This window comes from Pullulanibacillus sp. KACC 23026 (genome assembly GCF_029094525.1).
In the GTDB taxonomy this organism is placed as follows: Bacteria; Bacillota; Bacilli; order Bacillales; family Sporolactobacillaceae; genus KACC-23026.
This window is the reverse complement of record NZ_CP119107.1, coordinates 4724043-4741061: the sequence shown is the minus strand read 5'-3', so window position 1 is coordinate 4741061 and position 17019 is coordinate 4724043. Positions and strand designations below refer to the sequence as shown.

The 17019-nt window shown below is 42.4% G+C and carries 17 protein-coding genes; all 17 read left to right on the top strand.

The window, feature by feature from the left end; translation table 11 throughout:
- Positions 1-31: 31 nt before the first annotated feature.
- The 17 genes from pth to hpt all read left to right on the top strand — a co-directional run bounded on the left by pth (position 32) and on the right by hpt (position 17007).
- Positions 32-592, top strand: coding sequence for an aminoacyl-tRNA hydrolase (gene pth / locus PU629_RS22135; RefSeq protein WP_275282161.1), 561 nt, complete (start codon positions 32-34; stop codon positions 590-592).
- Between the two features lie 58 nt (positions 593-650).
- Positions 651-884, top strand: a complete 234-nt coding sequence (gene fin / locus PU629_RS22130) for an anti-sigma-F factor Fin (protein ID WP_275282160.1) — start codon at positions 651-653, stop codon at positions 882-884.
- Positions 885-932: 48 nt separating this feature from the next.
- Positions 933-4472, top strand: a complete 3540-nt coding sequence (mfd, locus tag PU629_RS22125; protein WP_275282159.1) for a transcription-repair coupling factor — start codon at positions 933-935, stop codon at positions 4470-4472.
- 161 nt (positions 4473-4633) lie between these two features.
- Positions 4634-5170 (top strand): stage V sporulation protein T, encoded by a 537-nt coding sequence (gene spoVT / locus PU629_RS22120; RefSeq protein ID WP_275282158.1) that lies wholly within the window; start codon positions 4634-4636, stop codon positions 5168-5170.
- Between the two features lie 149 nt (positions 5171-5319).
- On the top strand, positions 5320-6786 hold the full coding sequence (gene yabN, locus PU629_RS22115; protein ID WP_275282157.1) for a bifunctional methyltransferase/pyrophosphohydrolase YabN: 1467 nt from the start codon (positions 5320-5322) through the stop codon (positions 6784-6786).
- 99 nt (positions 6787-6885) lie between these two features.
- Entirely contained in the window at positions 6886-7158 is a 273-nt protein-coding gene (locus PU629_RS22110; protein WP_275282156.1) for an HU family DNA-binding protein, read from the top strand.
- Between the two features lie 2 nt (positions 7159-7160).
- The gene (locus tag PU629_RS22105) at positions 7161-7430 is read left to right on the top strand and encodes an RNA-binding S4 domain-containing protein (RefSeq protein ID WP_275282155.1); all 270 of its coding nucleotides are present in this window, start codon (positions 7161-7163) and stop codon (positions 7428-7430) included.
- Between the two features lie 732 nt (positions 7431-8162).
- Positions 8163-8363, top strand: coding sequence for a hypothetical protein (locus PU629_RS22100; protein WP_275282154.1), 201 nt, complete (start codon positions 8163-8165; stop codon positions 8361-8363).
- 61 nt (positions 8364-8424) lie between these two features.
- Positions 8425-8733, top strand: a complete 309-nt coding sequence (gene yabP / locus PU629_RS22095) for a sporulation protein YabP (RefSeq protein ID WP_275282153.1) — start codon at positions 8425-8427, stop codon at positions 8731-8733.
- Positions 8730-9299 (top strand): spore cortex biosynthesis protein YabQ, encoded by a 570-nt coding sequence (gene yabQ, locus PU629_RS22090; RefSeq protein WP_275282152.1) that lies wholly within the window; start codon positions 8730-8732, stop codon positions 9297-9299. Before yabP ends, yabQ begins: the two co-directional genes overlap by 4 nt.
- A gap of 6 nt (positions 9300-9305) precedes the next feature.
- Positions 9306-9683 (top strand): FtsB family cell division protein, encoded by a 378-nt coding sequence (locus tag PU629_RS22085; RefSeq protein ID WP_275282151.1) that lies wholly within the window; start codon positions 9306-9308, stop codon positions 9681-9683.
- Between the two features lie 69 nt (positions 9684-9752).
- A complete protein-coding gene (locus tag PU629_RS22080) occupies positions 9753-10178 on the top strand; it encodes a S1 domain-containing RNA-binding protein (protein ID WP_275282150.1) in 426 nt (141 codons plus the stop codon).
- 385 nt (positions 10179-10563) lie between these two features.
- Positions 10564-13059: a stage II sporulation protein E gene (gene spoIIE / locus PU629_RS22075; protein ID WP_275282149.1), complete on the top strand. Its 2496-nt coding sequence runs from the start codon at positions 10564-10566 to the stop codon at positions 13057-13059.
- 60 nt (positions 13060-13119) lie between these two features.
- On the top strand, positions 13120-13854 hold the full coding sequence (locus PU629_RS22070) for a VWA domain-containing protein (protein ID WP_275282148.1): 735 nt from the start codon (positions 13120-13122) through the stop codon (positions 13852-13854).
- Positions 13820-14872, top strand: coding sequence for a serine/threonine protein kinase (locus PU629_RS22065; RefSeq protein ID WP_275282147.1), 1053 nt, complete (start codon positions 13820-13822; stop codon positions 14870-14872). The genes PU629_RS22070 and PU629_RS22065 overlap by 35 nt, the downstream gene beginning before the upstream one ends.
- 174 nt (positions 14873-15046) lie before the next feature.
- Positions 15047-16468, top strand: a complete 1422-nt coding sequence (gene tilS, locus PU629_RS22060) for a tRNA lysidine(34) synthetase TilS (RefSeq protein WP_275282146.1) — start codon at positions 15047-15049, stop codon at positions 16466-16468.
- Positions 16468-17007: a hypoxanthine phosphoribosyltransferase gene (hpt, locus tag PU629_RS22055; protein ID WP_275282145.1), complete on the top strand. Its 540-nt coding sequence runs from the start codon at positions 16468-16470 to the stop codon at positions 17005-17007. Before tilS ends, hpt begins: the two co-directional genes overlap by 1 nt.
- Positions 17008-17019 lie beyond the last annotated feature (12 nt).

The window sequence follows — 17019 nt, the reverse complement described above, 5'->3', positions numbered from 1 at the left end:
TTGTTTTGGGGAAGGAGAGGTGACTCTTAACATGAAATTGATTATTGGATTAGGAAATCCCGGTTCTGAATTTGCAAAGACTCGACATAATATAGGTTTTGAGGTAGTCGATGCTATTAGTGATACCCATCACTTTCCGTTAGATAAATTAAAGTTTAATGCCCAATTTGGCAAAGGAAAAATCAATGGCGAAGATCTCGTTTTGGTAAAGCCATTAACTTATATGAACTTATCTGGAGAAGCAGTCGCGCCATTGATGAAATTTTATCAAATTCCGGTTGAGGATATTTTAGTGGTATATGATGATATGGATCTGCCACTAGGAAAAATTCGTTTGCGGGAAAAAGGAAGCGCAGGCGGACATAACGGGATTAAATCCTTAATTCAGCATTTAGGGACTCAAGAGTTTAAGAGAATTCGAATTGGAATTGGCCGACCAAATGGACGAGAGCCAGTTGTCGATTTTGTATTAAAGCGATTTTCTAAAGAAGATCAACCCGTCGTGGAAAGATCTGTAGAAGAAGCACAAAAAGCGTGTGAAGCGTGGTTGACTCAACCTTTTCTTCAAGTAATGAATGCGTTTAATGGGTGAATAATAGATGGGAATCTTGGTGCATACTAATCCTAGCTAAATGCTGGGAGGTAGGAACATGGAAGTTCGTTATAATTGTCGTCATTGCGGTAAACAGGTGGGAACCATTAGCAGTGATGTCTTTCATACGGAGAGATTAGGGCTCGATTCACTTAATAGTGAAGAACGCACTCAATTTGTAACCTATGATGACGCTGCCAACGCGATGAACGTATCAACGATCTGTGAGGATTGCCAAGAAGCCCTTGAAAGAAACCCTCATTATCATGAATTAGATACTTGGATCCAATAATTGCTTTAGTTAAATACCGAGGCAATTTTCCTTAAGGGGGCAAGGCAAGTGCAAGGCTTAAAACGTTATTTTTCAGATCACTTAAATGATTTAAAAGCAGTAAGTGAAGGATTAAGCGCTGGGATGAAACAACAAGTTGTTTACGGCTTAGTTGGAAGCGCCAAATCTTTATGGATCCATTCTTTGTACCAGTCGCAGCAGGAAACCGTTGTTGTGGTTTCTAATAATTTGTTTCAAGCGCAAAAACTGTATGAAGACTTGGTTGAAATCCATGGAGAGAAAGAAGTGTTCTTATACCCGGCAAATGATTTAATCGCGGCGGAGATGTCGATATCGAGCCCTGAACTACTGGCAAGTCGCTTAGAGGTTCTGAATCATTTCTCAAGGGGGAACAAAGGAATTATTGTTGTTCCAATAGCAGGCTTAAAACGATTCTTATCACCGCCAAAGCTTTGGGCAAAAAGTCTTTTAAGTTTTGAAATGGGACAGACAAGAGATATTGATGAACTTAACAGACAACTCATTGCGATGGGATACGACCGAGAGGATATGGTTGGAAGTCCAGGTGAATATAGTATTCGGGGGGGCATTGTGGACATTTATCCGTTGACAGAGGCCCACCCTATTCGCATTGAATTTTTTGACGATGAAGTGGATTCACTTCGCTATTTTGATAGTGATACCCAAAGATCAATAGAAAAGCTCCAGTCGATTACCATTGGTCCAGCTAAGGAATTGCTTCTGTACCCAGAGCATTATGAAAATGCTTCTGTTGCGCTTGAAACGAAGCTTGCCGCAACTTTGAAAGTGGTGAAAAAGCAGGCGGTCAAGGAAGCACTCGTAGAAGGTGTTGGACAAGAAATCAGTCGGCTTAAAGAAGGCATGTCATTCCCCGGTATGGCAAAGTACGCGTCATTATTTTATGAATCACCATCAACTCTATTAAACTATATTGGATCGAAAGCTGTTGTGGTCGTAGACGAAATTAGCCGGATTCATGAAATGGCAGAACAGCTTGATCAGGAAGAAGCAGAATGGGTGACAACGCTCATTGAAAAAGGGGAGGCCGTTGCCGATCTTTCTTTATCTTTGTCTTGGGAAGAGGTGGAAACCTTTGCCCATCATCCTTGTTTATATTTATCTTTGTTTTTACGTCATCATCCTAATATTCAACCGCAGAATATTTTAAGCGTGTCTTCGCGTACGATGCAGAGCTTCCACGGTCAAATTCCGGTCTTGAAGAATGAGTGTACACGCTGGCAGAAAGGACATTACGCGGTTGTTTTCTTAGCCGAAACAGTTGATCGGGCCAAACGAGTCGAAAGTGTATTGGCCGATTATGGGATCAAAGCTGATTTTGTGGATGAAAAAACGTATCCTAAGCCTGGGGAACTCCAGATAATGGTAGGATCGGTATCCAACGGTTTTGAGCTCCCGCAGCAGAAAATCGTGGTTGTAACGGATAAAGAAATTTTTGCCAATAAATCGGTTCGAAAGCAGCGTACCAATAAGAAAATCTCAAATGCTGAACGATTAAAGAACTATAATGAATTGAAAGTCGGCGATTATGTGGTTCATATCGACCATGGGATCGGTCGGTACATTGGCATTGAGACTTTAGAAGTAAATGGGACACATAAGGATTATCTTCACATCCTTTATAAGGGAAATGACAAGCTGTATGTGCCTGTTGAGAAGATTGATCTTGTCCAAAAATATGTGGGCTCTGAAGGGAAGGAGCCTAAGCTCTATGCGCTTGGAGGAAGTGAATGGAAACGGGTTAAGAAAAAGGCCAGTTCCTCCGTCCAAGATATTGCGGATGACTTAATCAAACTCTATGCTGAACGTGAAGCGAGCGTTGGTCATGCCTTTCAGCCAGATGGACCTGAACAGAAGGCATTTGAAGATGCCTTTCCATACCAAGAGACGGAAGACCAGCTTCGAGCCATTAAAGAAATTAAAGAGGACATGGAACGCCCAAGACCAATGGATCGGCTCCTTTGCGGGGACGTTGGCTACGGAAAAACAGAGGTTGCGCTTCGAGCTGCGTTTAAAGCGATCATGGAAGGCAAACAAGTGGCTCTCCTTGTTCCGACTACTATTTTGGCACAACAGCACTATGAGACGGCCAGAGAGCGCTTTGAGGAGTTTGGAATCAGTGTCGGTGTATTAAGTCGCTTCAGAAGTCGAAAAGAGCAACAAGAAACACTAAACGGCTTGAAACGGGGAACGGTTGATATCATCATTGGGACCCATCGTCTTTTGTCCAAAGATGTTCAATTTAAAAGCCTCGGTCTTCTAATCGTCGATGAAGAGCAGCGTTTTGGAGTTACACATAAAGAAAAGATTAAACAGATGAAAGCCAATGTGGATGTCTTAACTCTTACTGCCACACCTATTCCACGGACCTTGCATATGTCAATGCTGGGTGTCCGAGACCTTTCTGTAATTGAAACACCTCCGGAAAACCGATTCCCGGTTCAGACTTATGTGACGGAGTACAGCGGCGCTTTAATAGGAGAAGCCATCGAGAGAGAGCTTGCACGCGGCGGTCAGGTCTACTTTTTATATAACAGGGTAGAATCGATTCAGAGAATGGCTGAACAAATTTCTGCACTTGTTCCAGAAGCTCGGGTCGTATTTGCCCATGGCCAAATGAAAGAGAATGAACTTGAAAGCGTCATGTTAGATTTTCTAGAAGGACAGTCTGATGTATTGGTGAGTACAACCATTATTGAAACGGGTGTAGACATTCCAAATGTTAATACATTGATTGTTTATGATGCCGATAGAATGGGGCTTTCGCAGCTGTATCAATTAAGAGGACGGGTTGGTCGATCAAACCGGGTTGCTTATGCTTATTTCACTTACCAAAAAGATAAAGTCATAAACGAAGTAGCTGAAAAGCGCCTGCAAGCGATTCGCGAGTTTACAGAATTAGGCAGCGGTTTTAAAATTGCGATGCGGGATCTGTCTATTCGCGGGGCTGGAAATCTCCTTGGTGCCCAACAGCACGGCTTTATTGATTCTGTCGGATTTGACCTGTATTCTAAAATGCTTAGAGATGCCATCGAAGAACGAAAAGGGACTGTACAGAAAGAGCGTCCAGTAGAAGTGTCAATTAATGTGGAGGTCGATGCCTACATTCCGGATACTTATGTGTCGGACTCTCTGCAGAAAATCGACCTTTATAAAAAGTTCCGTTCTGTCACTTCTCTTGAGGATCTTGAAGAACTGCGAGAGGAATTAGTGGATCGCTTTGGCGACTATCCAAAAGAAGTCGAGGATCTTTTAACAGTAGGCAAATTAAAAGGAATGGCCACCCGGTTAGGCATTGAATCGATTGATCAAGAGCCTGCTCGTTTTGTCATCTTATTCAGCAAGCAAGGAACCGAACAGATCAATCGCCCGCGGCTTTTTGAAACGGTGTCATTGATTGGCAAAGAAGCGGGCATAGGAGCTGAGGGAGATCGAATTAAATTAACCTTAAAACCTAAGAGTCAGTCGGTTAGCATGAGACTCAATGAACTGTCTAAGATGCTTGAAAAAATCTATAAAAATCAATATGAGGAAGTAAAGGTCAGCTAAATAGAGATTGTTTGCGGTATGAACCACATGACGGCTTGCTTTCTTCCTAAAATAGCATGCATAGAAACGGAAGGTCCTCCCAATAATATAAATGGATACTTGGAATCATCTTACATCCACTCGTTGGATAGTACAATTTCATGAAAGTGAGGGCATCTAAGATGAAAGCAACAGGAATCGTACGTCGTATCGATGATTTGGGACGTGTGGTCATACCCAAAGAAATTAGACGCACCCTGCGCATTCGTGAGGGCGATCCTCTAGAGATTTTCGTGGATCGCGATGGTGAGGTCATTTTGAAAAAGTACTCACCGATAAACGAACTAGGCGATTTTTCTCAAGAATATGCGGAATCATTGGCTGAAAATTCAGGGTGCCTTGTGCTCATAGCTGACCGTGATGCTATAATTAGCGTTTCTGGAGGCCCTAAAAAGGACTATTTAGATAAAACAATTGGAGCAATGGTGGAAAAAGCCATGGATTCACGTTCGACGTTAACTGAAAAGGATGGAAAAGATGTTCTCGATGGCCAAACGATGGAGGAATTCGGTGGCACTGTCATTGCCCCTGTCATTGCAGGAGGCGACCCCATTGGAGCCGTTATTTTGGTCGGGAAGGCCCAAGAAGAAGTTGGAACCGTTGAGCAGAAGTTAGCCGAAACAGCAGCCGGTTTCTTAGCACGGCAAATGGAACAATAAAAAAGGATCCACGTGTCCATCTTTAAGGGTATCCAAGTTGTCTTTTTTAGAACATTCATACTTAATTTTTTTTAAACAATATTGGGTCATGGTCCTCATAGACATTCAGATGTGGGGGAGTGACCCAATTTTAATAGAGGAGGAAAACCATGTCGGGAAGAATTACGGTGGTTGGCTTAGGAAGCGGAGAGATCGATCAACTGTCCCTTGGAATATATAAGTTGTTAAAGAAGGCCAAAGCTCTGTACATAAGAACAGAAGATCATCCGATTGTCCAGGATTTACGAGAAGAGGGATTCGCCTTTTTTACTTTTGATGAGGTCTACATACAGCATGATACTTTCGAGAAAGTGTATGAGGAAATTGTCGATAGGCTAATTCATGCAGCAAATGAAACGGATATTGTCTATGCGGTTCCAGGACACCCTATGGTCGCAGAGAAAACAGTCCAGCTTCTTTTAGAAAAAGGGCCTGAAGTGGGAATTGAGGTTGATGTAGCGGGAGGCCAAAGCTTTTTAGATCCCCTCTTTACGGCTTTGCAAATTGATCCCATTGAAGGTCTGCAGTTCGTTGATGCTTTATCGCTAGATGCAGATTTGTTAGCCTTTCACAATCATTTGGTTATCTGTCAAATCTATGACGGGTATGTCGCATCAGAAGTGAAATTAACTTTGCTGGAACAGTATCCGCCAGATTATGAGGTGACCTTGGTGCAGGCAGCAGGCGATCAAGATCAGATTATAAAGAAGGTCGCGCTTTCTGAGCTTGATTATGACTGGACGCTGGATAATCGAACAAGTCTCTATGTACCGCCAATTGAGAATGCCCAATTAACCAATCATAGTTTTCCAAGATTAAGGAAGATCATTCAGACACTCCGTTCACCTGAAGGTTGTCCATGGGACCGGGAACAGACTCATGAATCACTTAAGAAATACTTAATTGAAGAGGTTTATGAGGTCATTGAAGCCATTGACGAGCAGGATGATGAGCATCTTGCTGAAGAATTGGGAGATGTGCTTCTTCAAGTCATGCTGCACGCCCAAATTGGGGAAGATGAAGGCTATTTTAACATTTATGATGTTATCAAGGCCCTTTCCGATAAAATGATCCGTCGTCATCCACATGTGTTTGGGGACGTAAATGTTCAGTCCTCCAATGAAGTTGTGGTGAATTGGGAAGCAATCAAAGCAAAAGAGAAAGACGAACAAGATCCAGCTGTCTCCCTTTTGGAAAAGGTAGGAAAGGGATTGCCTCCATTGATGCAGGCCACGGAACTTCAAAAGGAAGCAGCAAAGGTTGGGTTTGATTGGCCAGAAATAGAAGAGGTTTGGGCCAAAATCTATGAAGAATTAGAAGAATGTCGGGAAGAGGAACAATCAGGGGATCGGAAGAAGCTAGAATCCGAGATTGGGGACGTATTGTTTTCAATTGTTAACTTGGCAAGAAAGCATCGGATCGACCCTTCCATTGCCTTACTTTCAACCATCCTTAAATTCAAGAAGCGATTCGAAAACATTGAGGAGGCAGCAAGGGATGAAGGTAGGGATCTTATGGAGTTAACTTTAGAGGAAATGGACAAAATTTGGATACAAGCTAAGGAAAATTTGAAATAAAGGTGTTTTTGATGTTTAATAGAGAATGAGTTTTGGTAAAATAGTAAGAGCTTGAAATTGTACATATTTCTAGCAGGATTTTAAGGAGGAAACAAAACTATGAACAAGAACCAAATTATTGATAACATTGCAGGTAAAACAGGTCTTACAAAAAAAGATGTGGAAGCAGTAGTAAACGGACTCTTTGATGAAATCACTTCTGCACTCCAAAATAAAGATAAAGTTCAATTTGTAGGCTTTGGAACTTTTGAAACTAGAGAGCGTTCTAGCCGTACAGGCCGCAATCCCCAAACTGGTGAAACAATTGAAATTGCTGCTTCTACTGTTCCAGCTTTCCGTGCTGGCAACAAGCTCAAAGAAGCTGTTAAGTAATTATGCGCATTGACAAGTTTCTCAAAGTTTCCCGGTTAATTAAAAGAAGAACGGTCGCTAAAGAATTAGCTGATCAAGGTAGAATTTTAATTAATGATTCGGTAGCCAAAGCAGGTTCTACCGTTAAAGTTGGGGATAAGCTGTCGATCCGATTTGGTCAAAAGACCGTTGTGGTTGAGGTAGCAGACTTGAAAGAGACGGTCAAAAAGGAAGAGGCAGAATCCCTCTACAAGGTATTGAGTGAAACGGCTCATCCAAGATCAGAGGACTAGTCCAAACATTTTAAAAGGGTAACTCCATCGTGACCAGCATTGCTTTTGAATGCGGCCGGAAGGGAGGCCCTTTTTTTATTGGAATTTAACTCAGATTGAAACTCTCCGGCCTTGAAAACGGAAGTGGGATTGCCAAAATGACGAGGAAAAAGAGTGTGATAACAAGGAATAGTGGAACGTCTACCCCGATCATTTTAGCGTTCATCCCCTCGATGAACGCCCCTCCGGCCGCCATCCTTGCTCATTTTAGCGTTCATCCCCTCGATGAACGCCCCTCCGGCCGCCATCCTTGCTCATTTTAGCGTTCATCCCCTTGATGACCGCCCCTCCGGCCGCCTCATCCGCACATTTTGGCGTTCATCGCCTCGATGACCGCCCCTCCGGCTGCCTCATCCGCACATTTTGGCGTTCATCGCCTTGATGACCGCCCCTCCGGCCGCCTCATCCGCACATTTTGGCGTTCATCGCCTTGATGACCGCCCCTCCGGCCACCATCCTTGCTCATTTTGGCGTTCATCGCCTCGATGAACGCCCCTCCGGCTGCCTCATCCGCACATTTTAGCGTTCATCCCCTTGATGAACGCCCCTCCGGCCGCCTCATCCGCACATTTTGGCGTTCATCCCCTCGATGAACGCCCCTCCGGCCGCCATCCTTGCTCATTTTAGCGTTCATTGCCTTGATGACCGCCCCTCCGGCTGCCATCCTTGCTCATTTTGGCGTTCATCGCCTCGATGAACGCCCCTCCGGCCACCATCCTCGCTCATTTTGGCGTTCATCGCCTTGATGACCGCCCCTCCGGCCGCCATCCTTGCTCATTTTGGCGTTCATCCATGCGTCTTGCAAGCCAATGCTTTGATGCAGGCTTCTTCGGGACAAGCCAGCGCAGAGCTTATTACGAGGTTGTAAATTCAAGAGGGCACTTCAAGCAGTAGGCTTGGTTCTAAAATCATGTCCGTCCTCATATCTATTAAACGAAGAGGAGGGACGACCAGTATGGAAAACATTTATCCAAACGGATCATTAAATAAAAATCGATCAGAGCCTAATCATGACATTATTATGAAGGGTCGGAAAAAAGTTGAAATAACTGGGGTTAAACATGTGGAGAGCTTTGACCATGAAGAATTCCTGCTCGAAACCGTGATGGGGTTTTTGGCTATAAGAGGCAGTCATTTGAAAATGCAAAATTTAAATGTTGAACAGGGTGTCGTGGTAATTGAGGGGCATATCTTTGATTTAAGCTATATCGAGGACCACTCGGGTGACCATGGCAAAGGCTTTTTCAGTAAGCTGTTTAAATGACACTCACTGAACAGTTCTATTCGATGCTTGCCATGTGCGGTATGGGCATATGGCTAGGCGCGAGTTTAACCACCTATCACCGGTTTTTTCCCCAAAGGAAAGTTTGGCAATGGCTTCTTTTTGTAACCGATCTTCTTTTCTGGTGCCTCCAAGGTTTAATTATCTTTTATGTACTGTTACTTGTTAATCAAGGGGTACTGCGCTTTTATTTATTTATAGCCCTTCTTATTGGTTTTTCCGCCTATAAGGGACTCTTTGAGACAACTTATTACAAAATTTTAGATACACTCATACATTTTATAGTCGGGACGGCTCGTTTTTTGAGAAAAATGGTCAAACTTTTTTTGGTACAACCTTTGCTTTTTCTATTGAAGCTTCTATTCTCTTTGGTTAAGATGATAAGTAGGATGCTATTAGCAATCCTGTTATTTATTGGGACTGTTATTTATACCCCTCTCAAATGGCTCTTTGGATTAATCATTCCGAAGACCTGGATTCAGAAGGGGGTTGCTTTTCTTACTAAAATGAAAACCATTTTGAGTAAGCTTTTTAAAAAGTGGAGGTAGGTATTAATGAGGTCAGGAGGCCAAGGCGTATCCGTTATACACACCGATTATGTATCATCTAAGGAACTTTCAGAGAAGATTCGCAGCAAAAGACGCCGCGGGTTGATCCGCCGCCTGATGGCCTTTTTTATCTTGCTTTCGCTTATGGTCGGGAGTCTCTATTCGGTTGTTTTCTCCCAGCAACAGAAGATTCAAACATTGCGGCAGCAAAAGAGTGCGGCAAAAAGAGAATTGGCCAAGGTGACGAGTGAACAACAAAGCCTAAGTCATCAAGTAAGTCTCCTGCATAATGATGAGTACATCGGCGATCTTGCCCGTCAAAAATACTTCATGTCAAAAAAAGGTGAAATTATATTTGCTTCGCCAAAAACGTCTGAACATTGACATGCTCAATTTTGTCTAGGTATAATAAAATAAACTATATAAGACTTTTTTAGGAGGAGCATTTTTTTTATGTCAATCGAAGTTGGCAGCAAACTACAAGGGAAGGTATCGGGTATTACCCATTTCGGTGCTTTCGTAGAACTTCCAGGAGGCCAGACTGGTCTGGTTCATATTAGTGAAGTAGCAGATCGTTATGTAAAAGATATTAACGAGGTATTAACTGTAGGAGATGAAGTGACGGTCAAGGTACTTCAAGTTGAGTCCGATGGGAAGATTGGCCTTTCCATTCGCAAAGCTGTCGATAATCCAAGACCAGCTCGTCCAGCCCGCCCTAGTCATAATGGCGGGAAGCGGGGAGGCGGCGGCGGTGGTAGAAAAGATCTTACTTTTGAAGATAAAATCAGTCGCTTTTTAAAAGACAGTGAAGATCGCCTTTCGACACTCAAACGCCAAACCGAGTCAAAACGCGGAGGCCGGGGTGCTAGAAGAGGTTAATCCACTAGTCATTAAATAGTTTATAAAATATAAATGATTACTAAGAATAGATATTAAGCAACCAATATTAGATTGGTTGCTTTTTTACGTTTATGGGGTTCATAGAAAAATGAACCTGTTTTTTTTCAGCTAAAAATAAAAGCCCTTGTCGAGTGTCCCTATTTTTCGACGCATTTTGAGATGAACGCCCTTCCCCTTTATAAAGAGAGTTATAAGGGGACAGGATTAGGCGAACATAGCATCCCTTTTCGAGGGTTAAAAAATGACTTTTTGTAACGAATGGCGTCGAACGTTTTTAGGAAATTCCCGCTTTGTTTTGACAAAAAATGAAGGTCTACTGTGATTAAATGATACATACAATAATCTTTTAGGGGTGGTGAAGGTCTTGCAGAACGTACATGTTCATTCCGTAAATCGTCCGGTGGAAGCCTCCAAAACCCAAGGATCGGGACTTGGGTCCAAATGGGCTAATAAGAAGTTAAAAGCCACTATTATATCAAGTCTATTCAACTGGGAAATGGCCTGCTTGTTTATAGGGTTTTTACTTGGACGAGCTGTTATTCTTGCTGACATGTCGCCTTTTGGACTAGCCTTCTTTGCGACAGCTTTATTTGTAAAGCCGAAACGTAAATTATTGGCCTTGCTTAGTCTTGTAGCCGGGGGATTAACCCAGTCAATTCTTCAAGCAAGTTATTTGGTGGTCTCCATTGGTCTTTTTGTTGTCCTTAGAGCGATTGCGATCCGTTTCATTAAACAAGAGGAGGGGAAATGGCTGCCTTATCTAGTCTTTGGCGGTGGACTTATAACGCGCTTAGGCTTTGATTTTATTCAGCAGGGAACCTTAACGCTTTCTGATGACATGATGAGTGCTGTTGAAGCCGGATTGGGATTCCTCCTCACTCTCATTTTCCTCCAAAGTCTCCCTTTGTTTACTCCGGGCATTCGAAAAAGAACGCTTAGGAATGAAGAGATCGTTTGTCTCATCATCCTTTTAGCTTCTGTTCTAACTGGCTCTATGGGATGGGAAGTTAAAACCTTGTCGGTTGAACATATTTTATCCCGCTACTTTGTTCTTGTTTTTGCTTATGCAGGTGGTGCCGCGATTGGGTCCACTGTTGGGGTTGTTATCGGATTAATTGTTTCCCTAGCTAATGTGACCAGTTTGTATGAGATGAGCTTATTAGCTTTTTCAGGGCTGCTTGGCGGTCTTTTAAAAGAAGGAAGGAAAATTGGAGTCAGTCTTGGACTCATTATTGGAACATTGTTAATAGGGCTCTATGGGAATGGGTATCAGCACTTACTCGGGACAACGGCCGAGTCGCTCGGAGCAATTGTTTTATTTTTCCTGACTCCACATAAGATATTTAAAAAATTGGAGGCTTATGTCCCTGGAACCAAACAATATAATCAAGAGCAGCAACAGTATCTCAAGAAGCTAAGAGATGTAACGGCTAGTCGTGTTGAACAATTTTCAAGTCTCTTCCAGGCACTTTCAACCAGTTTTTCGAGTGATCCGGTGCAAACGGAGGAGGATGACTTGATTCATGAGCAAGATGTGTTTCTTAGTCGTGTAACTGAACGAACTTGCCAAACTTGTTTTAAAAAGGATTACTGTTGGGCTAAACACTTTGATGAGACGTATGGACTTATGACAGAAATCATGTCAGAGACGAATGATCGACCTTCAATTACGTCTACTCGGCTAAACCGGGATTTTAGACGGCATTGCATTAAACCAGATCAGGTCGTTAATACGATTTATGAAGAACAACAACACTTTTATGAGGAGCTGAAGCTTAAGAAAAAAGTAAGAGAGAGCCGTCGCCTAGTTGCCGACCAGCTTCTCGGGGTCTCCGAAGTCATGGGTAATTTTGCAAAAGAAATCCAGAGAGAACGGGAAACGCATCACTACCATGAAGAACAAATTTTATCTAGGCTCCAGGAAATTGGTTTAGATATAGATAATTTGGAAATCTATAATCTAGAGGAAGGGGCTGTTGATATTGATATGTCTATTCCTGGGGATTATCACGGGGAGTGTGAGAAGATTATTGCCCCCATTCTTTCGGACATACTCAATGAAAATATTGTGGTCAAAAATTACATTGAGCCCGTTATCCCAAATGGTTATGGCCAAGTGACATTTGGCTCAGCAAAGGCCTACGTCATTGAATCAGGTGTTGCTCACACAGCCAAAAATGGCGATTGGATCTCAGGGGATAATTACAGCATGTTTGAGCTTGGAGCCGGAAAATATGCCATTGCTATTAGTGATGGAATGGGAAATGGCGAAAGGGCTCACAGGGAAAGTATGGAGACGCTCAAGCTTCTATCAAAAGTGTTAAAATCAGGGATCGATGAAACCATTGCAATCAAATCCATTAACTCTATTTTGTCGCTTCGAACAACAGATGAAATTTTTTCAACGCTTGACCTGGCCTTAGTAGACTTGAAGGATGCCAATTGTAAGTTCTTAAAAATAGGCTCTAATCCAAGTTTTGTTAAACGAGGAGATCAAGTCATGATGATTGAGGCTGGTAATCTACCAATGGGTATTATTCAGGACGTTGATGTAGATGTGGTGGGCTACCAACTGAAGGCAGGAGATCTGTTGATTATGATGAGTGACGGTATATTCGAATCACCGAAAAGTGTTGAAAATCAAGAGGTTTGGCTGAAAAGAAAGATTCGAGAGATGAAAACGAGCCATCCGCAGGACATTGCCGATTTAATATTAGAAGAGGTCATTCGGACAAGTAATGGTGAAATACGGGATGATATGACCGTTGTCGTTTCAAAAATAGAACACCATATTCCTAAGTGGGCAGCCATACCTGCTGCTTATTCTGGAAAGAAGCAAAACATTCGGAAAGCACAGTAGAATGGTATAAAAAGAGTCTCTTTTGTCGATGATGGTAGCGAGACAAAGGAGGGGCTTTAAATGAGCAAGGGGCATTTAAAACAAATTCTGTTGATTACAGATGGTTGTTCTAATCAAGGAGAGGACCCGGCAGCGATGGCCGCACTGGCCAAAGAGCAGGGCATCACGGTGAATGTGATAGGTGTCCTCAATAATGATGAAACCTCAGACGGCGGCTTGAGAGAAATCGAAGACATTGCTCTTGCTGGAGGCGGCATCAGTCAGATCGTCCAAACCAAACAACTTTCCCAGACTGTCCAAATGGTCACGCGTCAGGCTATGACCGAAACCATTAAAGGTGTGATTAACCAGGAATTACAAAGTATTCTTGGCGAAAATGAATCCATGGAAGATCTTCCTCCAGAGAAAAGAGGACAAGTCATGGAAGTGGTGGATGATTTAGGAGAGACAATTGACTTAGAGGTTTGTATTCTAATAGATACAAGTGCCAGTATGGAAAAGAAATTGCCAACTGTTCATGAGGCACTCTTGGATTTATCAGTAAGTCTCAACTCGCGTATGGGAAGCAACCAATTCTGCCTATACACATTTCCCGGGAAACGGAAACCAATAGATAAGCTTATGTCATGGACACCGAAGATAGAATCCATAAGCAGAGTGTTTTCAAAACTGGCATCAGGGGGTATTACCCCAACTGGTCCTGCTATAAAAGAGGCATTGAACGCATTTAATAAACGAACGAGAAGAGGAATGCTTGAGTATGGAGAAACAGCATACGAAGAGACCGACTATTAATATATCTCCTGGAACAGTCATTCATGGTAAATGGCATCAAAACGAATATAAAATCATTCGGTCGCTCGGCTTTGGGGCTCAGGGAACTGTCTATCTGGCTCAATCGGCTAAGGGCAGAGTCGCTTTGAAATTTGGATTGAATAATGCCACTGTCACTTCGGAAGTGAATGTTTTAAATAAATTAACAAAGGTCCAAGGTGAATCCCTCGGACCTTCTTTATATGATGTGGATGATTGGGAAACTAATATTGGGCTGTTGTCTTTTTACGCTATGGAGTATTTAAAGGGCGCTCCTTTAATGGAGGCCATTCAAGTTCGAGGAAGAGAATGGGTCAATATCTTTATACTCCAACTGCTTAAAGAACTTCACCGGTTGCACTCGGAAGGATGGGTGTTTGGGGATTTAAAGCCAGAAAACTTAATGGTCACGGACTCACCGCTTAGGGTCAGATGGCTTGATGTGGGTGGCACCACTCAATTTGGCCGGGCAATTAAAGAGTATACGGAATTTTACGATCGAGGATATTGGGGGCTAGGTTCAAGAAAAGCAGAACCATCCTATGATTTATTTGCGGTGGCGATGATCATGATTGAAGCAGCAGAGGGACACCGTTTTGAAAGAGGGAAAGAGGCAAAAGAGAGCCTATTTCAAGTGCTGAATCGAAATGCCAAATTGAGCAAATTGAGAGGGATTATTCGAAAGGCATTGGAAGGACAGTATTCAGAGGCGAACCAAATGAGGCAAGATTTATTAAATGAAATTAATGAAACCAAAACGAGTTACATACGTATAAATAAAGACAAGCGAAAGAAAGCACCCGCTCACCCGCAAGGAAGTTCGTTAAATAACAGAAGGAGGGGTCAGACGGTCCATCCTGTCAACCAACAGCCGACTCAAAAAAAGACACAAGCTAGGGGTCAGCAGCGGACAAAGAAAAAGGAATGGAAGGGAACGTTGATTCTTGCGACTACCTTAATTGTAGCCTATGTCATGTATATCACTTTATTTGTCATGTAACGTTCAAAAAATTCAAATCAGTACTGAATGACATGCGCTATGATTTGACATGACCGCTTCTTTTTTCTATTCTACATAATAACTTAAGTAAAAATTGGAAAAATGCTATAATTAGTTTAGGTATTGTCTATAAGTGTTTATTTGCGAAGCTGGTGATAAAAGGTGGATCAAAGAGTGGAAAAGAAAGTGGAGCAATTTATTGAGAAACATCATCTCATTCCACGAGGTGCCACTCTAGTTGTTGGGGTATCTGGCGGGGCGGATTCTATGGCGCTCTTCCATTTTCTTAACCAACGAAAAGAAAAGTATGAGATACAACTAATTTGCTGCAGTGTGGATCATGGATTAAGAGGAGAAGAGTCTGAAGAGGAAGTTCTATTCGTCAAAGACATAGCGGACCGCTTTGGGGTTCCTTTTGAAGGGGCACAGGTCAATGTATTAAGACTCAAATCCCAAGACAAAATCGGTACCCAACAGGCCGCTAGAGCTTTACGCTTCGAAGTGTTTGGTCAGGTTCTTAGAAAATACCGCTCCAAAAGTTTAGTCCTCGCCCAACATGGAGATGATCAAATAGAGTCCATGTTAATGCAGCATGTAAGAGGCGGGAATTCAACGAGTCTTTCAGGGATGCCTGTAAAGCGACAGATGGAGTGGGGAACCATTTTGCGACCGTTTCTTTGTTTAACGAAGGAAGATATCTTGAATTATTGTCAAAGATATCAGATTGCCTTCAGGAACGATCCATCTAATCAAAGCGATGACTACATGAGGAATCGTTTTAGGCATCATATTTTACCCTTGTTAAAAGAAGAAAATCCTTTAGTCCATGAACGGTTTCAGCAACAAAGTGAATGGCTCAGTGAGGATGAGGCGTTTTTAAATCAACTCGCTGTACAGCGTTTGGCTCAAATAAAACGTTCCCAGACAGTTGAACACTGTGTTTTATCTAAATCCGGTTTATTAAGTTCACCTGTTCCTTTACAAAGGAGAATGCTTCATCTAATATTGACTTATCTGTATAATAGTCAAACTTCTAAACAACTTCATCAATCTATACATATTGATTCTCTGCTTTCTTGGTTGAAACAAGAGAGTGGCTCAGGAGAATTTTCACTTCCCGATCCTTTGATTGCCCGCAAGCATGAGGACAATTTAGTGATTAAGAGCGGTTCAATTTCTTTTATGCCTAAATCGATTGAACCAAAAAAAATCCCTTTTCCAGGGCATCTTTCTACTACAATTGGGGAATTTAAAACAGAGATACTTGATCATTGGGTAAAGCCATCAGACGATCAACGGACCTTTATTGCTGATAGGAAAGGTTTAAATCTCCCTTTGAGTTTGCGGTGTTTTCAATCCGGTGACCGCATGACATTACTCGGTCATGGCGGAACAAAAAAAGTGAGCCGTCTCTTTATTGATTCAAAAGTGCCAAAGGAATGGCGAGCATCCTGGCCTATTATAGTGGATGGAAATGGTCATATAATTTGGGTTCCTTTATTACATCGAAGCGGGGAAGCCCTTTGTGATGAAAAGACGACCTCATTTATGCAGATAACATTTATTCCTAGTAAAGGCTTTGGGAGGATTTATTAATGAAGGAAGATTTGCAGGAAATACTTTTTACTGAAGAAGAAATTCAAGCCAAGATTGCAGAACTGGGTGCACAGCTGTCAAAGGAATACCAGGACCAGTTTCCATTAGTGGTCGGGGTGTTGAAAGGCGCTCTTCCTTTTATGGCGGACCTTATCAAACGTGTAACGGTACATTTAGAAGTTGATTTTATGGATGTTTCCAGCTATGGAAATTCAACCGTTTCGTCTGGAGAGGTCAAAATTGTTAAAGATCTAAATACATCAGTTGAAGGGCGAGATATCCTCATTGTTGAAGATATTATCGACAGTGGTTTAACGTTAAGTTACTTAGTGGATTTATTTAAATACCGCAGAGCGAAGTCGATAAAAATCGTGACATTACTAGATAAACCGTCTGGGAGAAAAGTGGATATTGTCCCTGATTTAGCTGGATTTACTGTACCTGACGCCTTTCTTGTAGGCTACGGACTCGACTATGCAGAAAAATACCGAAATCTCCCCTGTATAGGTATATTAAAGCCCGAAGTTTACTCAAGTTAATTATTTGAGGCA